Origin of the sequence: Amycolatopsis sp. NPDC059021, assembly GCF_042739895.1 — a bacterium.
Lineage (GTDB): Bacteria > Actinomycetota > Actinomycetes > Mycobacteriales > Pseudonocardiaceae > Amycolatopsis.
In genome coordinates this window covers 70,340-77,573 of the sequence record NZ_JBHYIQ010000011.1, presented here as the reverse complement: position 1 = coordinate 77,573, position 7,234 = coordinate 70,340, and the positions used below count along the sequence as shown (strand labels likewise).

Below are 7,234 nucleotides of genomic sequence, written 5' to 3'. Positions count from 1 at the left end.
TCTCCCGCGCGCCTGCTTCTCCCCCCGCCACCAGAACTATCCGCTTGTCCTGGATCCCCGCGCGCGGCCCCGCTACTTAACACACCCCCCACAGCATGAGCGCCGAAGAGCCGTCAGCCACCGCACTGGCCGCGGAGGTCACGAACAAGGACCCCGCCGTGGGGCTGCAGGCGGTCGCCGCCCTGCGGCGGCTGCTGGACGAACTGGAACGCCTGCACGTGGACAACGCCCGAGACCAGGGCTGGACATGGCAGCACATCGCGGCGGCGTTGCGGGTCAGCAGACAGGCAGTGCACGAGAAGCACGCGACCCGGCGCAAACTGACCGGGGAGGAGAACTGAATCATGCTGGAGCAACTCACCGAACAGGCGAAACAAGCCGTCAAGGCGGCCGAGGACGAGGCTGCCGCGCTGGGGCACGATCACCTCGGGACCGAACATCTGCTGCTCGGACTGGCCGGCACCGAGGGCCTGGCCAGTGACCTGCTGCGCGAGCACGGCGTCGAGGCGCGGCGGGTGCGCGAGGAGATCGTCCGGCTGCGGAACGGGAAGGAGGACGCCGCGACCAGAGACCAGGCGGCGAAGGACGTCCTGTCCTCGATCGGTATCGACGTCGCCGAGATCCAGCGCCGGGCCGACGACAATTTCGGCCCCGGTGCCTTCAGGTTCGCCCGGCCGGCCTTCACCCGCCGCACCGAAATCGTCTTCGAACGCACGGTGCGGGAGACACAGGCGCTCGGACACCAGCACATCGACACCGGGCACCTGCTGGCCGGCCTGCTCGCCGAGCACGAAGGAGCCGCGATCGGCATCCTCGCGCACCTGGGCGTGCAGACCGTCACCCTTTATCGCGCCGTCCGCGCCCGGGTCGCCCAGTAGGTCCGCGGATTCAGTTTCGGCTCAGCACCGGATCAGGGCACCGGTTCATCCTCTTCGAACGGCCCTATCTCCTCGGGAGGGAGTGGTGATGCGAAATGTCCCCCAGTCGTGCCGCGACCCTGGCCGCCACGCTCGGCGCCGCCGTGGTGTGCGCGGTGGCGGCCGGCCCGGCCGACGCCGTCACGGCGTCGCCGGCCGGTTTCACCATCGTCAACGCGGCTTCCTTCGAAGCGGGCGGCGCTGACTCGCTCGCCCCCGGCGGGTTCCTCACCGTGTTCACCGACAAGGCGGTGACCGGCGAATCCGCCAAGACCTTCCCCTTCCCCGGCACCAAATCGACACCCGGCGGCGTGCGGGTGAGCACCGACGGCTGCCGGGCCGATCTGCCCACCTTCGACCTCGACATCCTCTACGTCGGGCCGGCGGCAGGCGGCGGCACCCAGCTCAACGTCTACTACCCGAACTCCTACCAGGGCGGCCGCAACCTCGAGCCGACCCCCTGTACCAACACCGCGCCCAGCACGGTCACCGTCCACCCGAGCGCCGGCCTCGGTCCGGACCTGCGCAAGACCTTCCAGATCATCGCCGTCCAACCGGGAATCTTCACCGCCGACTCCAGCGGCACCGGCGTTCCGGCCGGCTACCACCAGAACGCGGTGACCGGTGAACAGACCCCGCTGACCACGTGCAACGCCGACATCACCGGACGCGCCTGCCCGGTTTCGACCAGTGGACAGCAGAACTTCCTGGTCGTGTTCACCACCGGCGCGGAAATGATGGGCTGCCCCGACAACACCGTCCCGTGCACCACGCCGTTCGGTCAGCCGACGTTCTTCCTCGGCACGCCGGGCAGCCCGCCGAGAACCGGGATCCCGCAGACCACAGCGTTCTTCGGCTGGGCGGGGTTCCTCGGCCAGGAACAGGCCAACATCCAGCTCACTCCGGCCACGCCGCCAGGCCTGAACGTCCTCTCCGTCCAGGTCCCGAGCTACCTCGGCCATTCCGCGCGGGTATTGCCGGTACGGCTCGGCACCGCCGCCTGACCTCCGCGGTTCGCCGGTACACCCTACGCCGAGCGGGCACGGCCATCCCGGCCGTGCCCGCTTTTCCTTAGCGCCACGACGATTGACGAGTACGGAAGGGGGTACCCGCACAGCGAATCCGGAGCGACGTGCCCGAAGGAGGGGTCCATGCTGGCCGACCACGAACGAAAGGCTCTCGACGGGATCGAATCGGAGCTGGCGGCGACCGATCCGGTCTTGGCCGCGTCGCTCAGTCATGGCGTGCACAGCGAGGCGTGGCGCTGGAAGTTCGTCGAAGCGCTCGCATTCGTGACGACGGTGCTCATGATCGCCGTCGGGGTGTTCAGCGGTTACGCCTCGCTGATCGTCGAGGGTGTGCTCGGCACCAGTGCCCTGCTCGGCCTGCGATTGCTGCGCCGCCGCGTCGCGCACCTGCCCGGTAGTCCACAGTAGACACTGCCCCTCAGGAGGCGCCTGCCCTCCTTCGGCGCCATCACGGCGGTTTCGCCGGTTCCGCAGCGGGTAACCGGCATCCCGGAGATCCACCACGGAGAGGGAGATTCATGAGCACCGTGACCGAATCGGTCGATGTGGACGTCGACGTCACCACCGCTTACAACCAGTGGACCCAGTTCGAGACCTTCCCCCGGTTCATGGAGGGCGTCGAAGAGGTGCGTCAGCTGGACGACACCCATACCCACTGGAAGATCGCCGTCGGCGGCGTCCACCGGGAGTTCGACGCGACCATCACCGAACAACACCCCGACGAACGCGTCGCATGGCGAGCCGACTCCGGGCCGCAGCACGCCGGAGTGGTCACGTTCCATCGTCTCGCCGACCGGCAGACCCGCGTGACCGCGCAGGTGGAGATCGATCCGGAAGGCTTCGTCGAGAACGTCGCCGACAAGACCGGCGTGCTCGACCGGCGGGTCAAGGGCGACCTCGGCCGGTTCAAGACGTTCATCGAACAACGCGGCGGTCAGGAGACCGGCGCCTGGCGCGGCGACGTCGAGCGTCCCGGTAGCTGAACCACGGTCCCGGAGCGGCGGCGAACCGGCACCTCCCGATCGGAGGAAATGGATGAGGATCGCGATGGTGTCGGAGCACGCCGGCCCGCTCGCCGCGGACGCCGGCGGGCAGAGCGTCCACGTCGCGGAGCTTTCCTCGGCGCTGTCCCGGATGGGCCACGACGTGACCGTCTACACGCGACAGGAAACACCGGACGCGACGGAGGTGAGCCACGACGGCTACTTCGTCGTGCCGGTGCCCGCCGGTCCACAACGGACACTGCCGAAGGACGAGCTGCTGCCGCACATGCGGTCTTTCGGCGAGTTCCTCCGCGAACGCTGGGCCACGCGCCCGCCGGACGTCGTGCACGCGCACTTCTGGATGTCCGGGCTGGCCTCGCTGCTGGCGGCCGCCGACCTCGATGTCCCGGTGGCGCAGACCTTTCACGGGCTCGGCGCGGTCGAACGACGTCATCAGGGCAGGAAGACCACGGGCCCGGCCGAGCGGCTCCGGCTGGAGCGGCTGATCGCCAAGCGGGCCGACCGGATCGTCGCGACGTGTTCGGACGAGGTGTTCGAGCTGGCGCGGATGGGCGTGCCGCGGGCCAGGATGTCCGTCGTGCCCTGCGGTGTCGACCTCGACCGGTTCACGGTCGACGGGCCGTGCCGGGAGAAGACCGCGAAATCCCGGGTCGTCGCGGTGGGACGGCTGGTGCCCCGCAAGGGTTTCGACGACGTGATCGCCGCGCTCGCCCGGCTGCCCGGCACCGAGCTGGTGCTGGCGGGCGGGCCGGAGAAGGGCTCCCTCGCCCGGGACCCCGAGGCCCGGCGGCTGCGCGCGCTGGCCGGCCGGCTCGGCGTCGGCGAGCGGGTGCTGATGCCCGGCCGGGTGTCCCGCGCGGACATGCCCGCGCTCCTGCGATCGGCCGACGTGGTGGTGTGCGCGCCGTGGCACGAACCGTTCGGGATCGTGCCGCTCGAAGCGATGGCCTGTGGGATCCCGGTCGTCGCCGCCGCGGTCGGCGGCCTGACCGACACCGTCGTCGACGGCGTCACCGGGGCACTGGTGCCCCCGCGCGATCCCCGAGCGCTGGCCACGACGCTTCGTGAGTTGCTCGCCGAACCGGCGCTCGCCCACGCCTACGGAGCAGCGGGCAACGACCGCGTCCGCGCCCGCTATTCGTGGGACCGTGTCGCGGCCGACACCCTGCGCGCGTACGAGAAAATTCAGCCCGGCGTGGTCTCACCACCCAGCGCGGCGATGACTTCGCCGCTGTAGTACGAGGAAAGCCGGTTCGAGGCCAGGAAGACGTAGGACGGCGCGAGGTCGTCGGGATGCGCGGCCCGCTGGAACGGCACCTGGAGGCCGAACTTCTCGACCTTCTCCGGCGGGAAGGTCGACGGGATCAGCGGTGTCCACACCGGACCAGGGGCCACGCAGTTCACCCGGATCCCGCGATCGGCCAGCGCCTGCGCCATCGCGTAGGTCCACGCGTGGATCGCGCCCTTCGTCGCGGAGTAGTCGATCAGCGATTTGTTGCCGCGCAAGCCGTTCACCGATCCGGTGTTGACGATCGCCGCGCCTTCGCGCAGATGGGGCAGCGCCGCCGCGGTCACCCGGAAGTAGCTGTGGATGTTGACGTCGAAGGTATGCATCCACTGCTCTTCGGTGAGGTCCTCCGGTTTGTCGACGGGCCACTGCGTCGCCACGTTGTTGACCAGGATGTCGAGCCCGTGGAGCTGGCGTACGGTCTGCTCGACCACGTCGCGGCAGTGCCGCCCGCCCGCCAGGTCGCCGGGCAGCAGCAGGCATTGCCGCCCCTCGGCCCGGACGCGGTGCGCCGTGGCCTCGGCGTCCTCGTGCTCGTTCAGATACGCGATCGCGATGTCCGCGCCCTCCTTGGCGAACGCGATCGCCACCGCCCTGCCGATCCCCGAATCCCCGCCGGTGATCAGCGCCCGGAGACCACGAAGCAGCCCACGGCCCTCGTAGTCCTCCATGAGGTCGCGCGGCCTCGGGTCCATTTCGGCGGTCGTGCCCGGCGGCTCCTGCTGTTGCGGCGGGCGGATCCTCTCGGCCATCGTTGACTCCTCTCGGCGCAGGTCACGCGGCACCCCGCGGTGCCGGTTGCGGGAACGGCTCCTCCCCTGGCCCGGCGAACCCGAACCTCAGCGCGTCGACACACCGGTCGTACTTCCGGCACATCTCCTCCTCCGTCGACGCGGCGACGAACAGCTGTGCCAGCTCGAAGCTGTGACCGTCCCGCTGCGGCAGGTCCGACAACCGCCGCCCCTCGGCGGGGACGATCTCGATCCGGGTACCCGGGACCCGGTTCTGGATCGTGGCGAGCTCGCCCCGGGTGGGGACCCGGGTCACCACGGCGTCGGAAAACCGGCGCAAGTACCATTTCCCGGCGATCTCGTACCTGCCGCGACGGCGGTGCCATCGCGGGTTCTCCCCGAGTCCGAGCCGGACCATGATCTCGTGGCTGGCCACGCCGTCGACCAGCTCGAACAACCCGGCGTGCGACTGCGCGTGGCGCGGATCGACCGCCAGCAGGCAGACCTGCCCGGAAACGGGATGACAGAAGAATTCGATGCTGAACGTCGCGTTGTCGTAGCCGATCCGTCCCATCACCGCCTCGGCGATCTCCTGCATCCGCCGCACCGAATCCTCGGGGAGGCGGGACGGATACTGATGTCGCAGGACCGACGAAGAGTCCTCGTAGCCGATCGAGTCGAGCGCGCCGTAGATGACGACCTCTCCATTGTGGACATATCCCTCGACCACGGCCCGCACACCGTGCAGCGCCTCCTCCGCGAGGCAGGCCTCCCCGCCGGCGTCGGCGATCTTCGCGGGCAGCTCCACCTGGTTCAGCACGTAGTCGAACGAGTCGCCGGCCCGTCCGGCTCCCTCGCGGAACTCACGGACGGCTCGGTCGAATTCCTCCCGTCCGTCCACTTCGCACACCAGCTCGGCGGAGAACGGCTTGACCGGCTTCAGCCACATCGGAAAGCCGATCCCGGGTGGCGGCTCGGGCTTTTCGCGGTCGAGGTCGACGATGCCGAAGTTCGGCAGTTCGTCGATCACCTCCCGTTGTTCCAGCCTGCTCCAGTACTTGTGCTCGCATTTCAGCACCGCTTCCAGCGAAACACTCGGCAAACCGTACTCCCGGCAGAGCATCGACACCATCGACGGCGCCGGAAAGCCCCCATAGGTCACGATGGCGTCGATCTCGCCGTCGAAACCGTCCAGAATGGACCGGGCCTTGTACATCAGATCGCCGATGTCGCCGTGCCGGAGCTGGCCGGGCGACAGCACCTCGTGGAACCGGTACGTGCCCGCCCACGACAGGCGTTCGAGCACCCGCGCGTTTTCCTCGTCGAGACCGATGACGAAGACGTTCGTCTCCCTGTCCCCCGGCGTCCCCGGATCGGCTCTCCCCGTCAGGTTCGCCTTGCTCATCGCGTCTCCTCGGTCGACGTCGGGTTGCGGATCGGTTTACCCGGGGCCGAGCCCGGCAAACCCCGCGATCACCCGCGGCTGATCACCCGGTGCGTTCGACCCCGGATTTCCCTGACACGTCATGGTTCACCGTGACCCGATCGGGTATTCCGGTGCTTCCCGAACCGACAACCGACTGGAGCGTTCATGACCGCCACGCACCACGACACCGACCTGGTGTCGGTGATCACGGAGGACCATCGCGCCGTCGAGCGCGTGTTCACCGAACTCGAAAGCGGCACGAGCAGCCCGGAGCAGCGCAAGGACCTCGCCGACCACGTCATCGCCGAACTCGTCCGGCATTCGATCGCCGAGGAGCAGTTCATGTACCCCGCGGCCAGGAAACACCTGCCGGACGGGGACGAGCTGGCCGATCACGAACTCGCCGAGCACGCCGAGGCGGAGTCCGTGATGAAGGAGCTCGAGGGCAGGAAGCCCGACGACCCGCGGTTCGAAGAACTCCTCGCGAAGCTCATCGCCGACATCCGCCATCACGTGGCCGAAGAGGAGTCGGACTTCCTGCCGAAGCTGCAGGCCGCCTGCTCGCCGGAGGAAATGGCCGAGCTCGGGAAGAAGGTACTGCGCGCCAAGAAGATCGCGCCCACCCGGCCGCACCCCTCGGCACCCGACCGGCCGCCGGCGAACCTGATCCTCGCCCCGGGAACGGCGTTCGTCGACAAGATCCGCGACGCGCTCTCCGGCCGCGAGACCTGACCCTCCACAGTGGAGGGGGGGGGCGCGCCCGCGGGCGGCGCCGCGCCCCCACCCACAGGGGGGGGGAGGGGCCCCCCCCCCAAATTTCGGCCACCCAAAAGGGGGCGA

Annotated in this window: 9 protein-coding genes; 7 read left to right on the top strand and 2 right to left on the bottom strand. The window is 69.3% G+C overall.

What is annotated here, in order from left to right; all coding sequences use genetic code 11:
• Positions 1 to 95: 95 nt before the first annotated feature.
• The 6 genes from ACFWX1_RS08930 (at position 96) to ACFWX1_RS08905 (ending at position 4,186) form a co-directional block, all read left to right on the top strand.
• Positions 96 to 341: a helix-turn-helix domain-containing protein gene (locus ACFWX1_RS08930; protein ID WP_378385398.1), complete on the top strand. Its 246-nt coding sequence runs from the start codon at positions 96 to 98 to the stop codon at positions 339 to 341.
• A 3-nt stretch (positions 342 to 344) separates the two neighbouring features.
• Positions 345 to 878, top strand: a complete 534-nt coding sequence (locus ACFWX1_RS08925; protein ID WP_378385396.1) for a Clp protease N-terminal domain-containing protein — start codon at positions 345 to 347, stop codon at positions 876 to 878.
• Positions 879 to 973: 95 nt separating this feature from the next.
• Positions 974 to 1,921, top strand: a complete 948-nt coding sequence (locus ACFWX1_RS08920; RefSeq protein WP_378385394.1) for a hypothetical protein — start codon at positions 974 to 976, stop codon at positions 1,919 to 1,921.
• A gap of 147 nt (positions 1,922 to 2,068) precedes the next feature.
• A complete protein-coding gene (locus tag ACFWX1_RS08915; RefSeq protein WP_378385393.1) occupies positions 2,069 to 2,353 on the top strand; it encodes a DUF3040 domain-containing protein in 285 nt (94 codons plus the stop codon).
• 110 nt (positions 2,354 to 2,463) lie between these two features.
• Positions 2,464 to 2,928, top strand: coding sequence for an SRPBCC family protein (locus ACFWX1_RS08910; RefSeq protein ID WP_378385391.1), 465 nt, complete (start codon positions 2,464 to 2,466; stop codon positions 2,926 to 2,928).
• A 52-nt stretch (positions 2,929 to 2,980) separates the two neighbouring features.
• On the top strand, positions 2,981 to 4,186 hold the full coding sequence (locus ACFWX1_RS08905; RefSeq protein ID WP_378385389.1) for a glycosyltransferase: 1,206 nt from the start codon (positions 2,981 to 2,983) through the stop codon (positions 4,184 to 4,186).
• On the opposite strand, the gene ACFWX1_RS08900 is transcribed toward ACFWX1_RS08905, so the two are convergent.
• A complete protein-coding gene (locus tag ACFWX1_RS08900; protein WP_378385387.1) occupies positions 4,135 to 4,989 on the bottom strand; it encodes an SDR family oxidoreductase in 855 nt (284 codons plus the stop codon). The genes ACFWX1_RS08905 and ACFWX1_RS08900 overlap by 52 nt on opposite strands.
• A 22-nt stretch (positions 4,990 to 5,011) precedes the next feature.
• On the bottom strand, positions 5,012 to 6,373 hold the full coding sequence (locus tag ACFWX1_RS08895) for an acetyl-CoA carboxylase biotin carboxylase subunit family protein (RefSeq protein WP_378385385.1): 1,362 nt from the start codon (positions 6,371 to 6,373) through the stop codon (positions 5,012 to 5,014).
• Between the two features lie 186 nt (positions 6,374 to 6,559).
• On the opposite strand from ACFWX1_RS08895, the gene ACFWX1_RS08890 reads away from it, so the two are divergent.
• Positions 6,560 to 7,126, top strand: coding sequence for a hemerythrin domain-containing protein (locus ACFWX1_RS08890; protein ID WP_378385383.1), 567 nt, complete (start codon positions 6,560 to 6,562; stop codon positions 7,124 to 7,126).
• Positions 7,127 to 7,234 lie beyond the last annotated feature (108 nt).

Excerpts from the sequence above, each read along its gene's own strand:
- ACFWX1_RS08930 (WP_378385398.1), top strand. The coding sequence starts at position 96 with ATGAGCGCCGAAGAGCCGTCAGCCACCGCACTGGCCGCGGAGGTCACG.
- ACFWX1_RS08925 (WP_378385396.1), top strand. The coding sequence starts at position 345 with ATGCTGGAGCAACTCACCGAACAGGCGAAACAAGCCGTCAAGGCGGCC.
- ACFWX1_RS08920 (WP_378385394.1), top strand. The coding sequence starts at position 974 with ATGTCCCCCAGTCGTGCCGCGACCCTGGCCGCCACGCTCGGCGCCGCC.
- ACFWX1_RS08915 (WP_378385393.1), top strand. The coding sequence starts at position 2,069 with ATGCTGGCCGACCACGAACGAAAGGCTCTCGACGGGATCGAATCGGAG.
- ACFWX1_RS08910 (WP_378385391.1), top strand. The coding sequence starts at position 2,464 with ATGAGCACCGTGACCGAATCGGTCGATGTGGACGTCGACGTCACCACC.
- ACFWX1_RS08905 (WP_378385389.1), top strand. The coding sequence starts at position 2,981 with ATGAGGATCGCGATGGTGTCGGAGCACGCCGGCCCGCTCGCCGCGGAC.
- ACFWX1_RS08900 (WP_378385387.1), bottom strand. The coding sequence starts at position 4,989 with ATGGCCGAGAGGATCCGCCCGCCGCAACAGCAGGAGCCGCCGGGCACG.
- ACFWX1_RS08895 (WP_378385385.1), bottom strand. The coding sequence starts at position 6,373 with ATGAGCAAGGCGAACCTGACGGGGAGAGCCGATCCGGGGACGCCGGGG.
- ACFWX1_RS08890 (WP_378385383.1), top strand. The coding sequence starts at position 6,560 with ATGACCGCCACGCACCACGACACCGACCTGGTGTCGGTGATCACGGAG.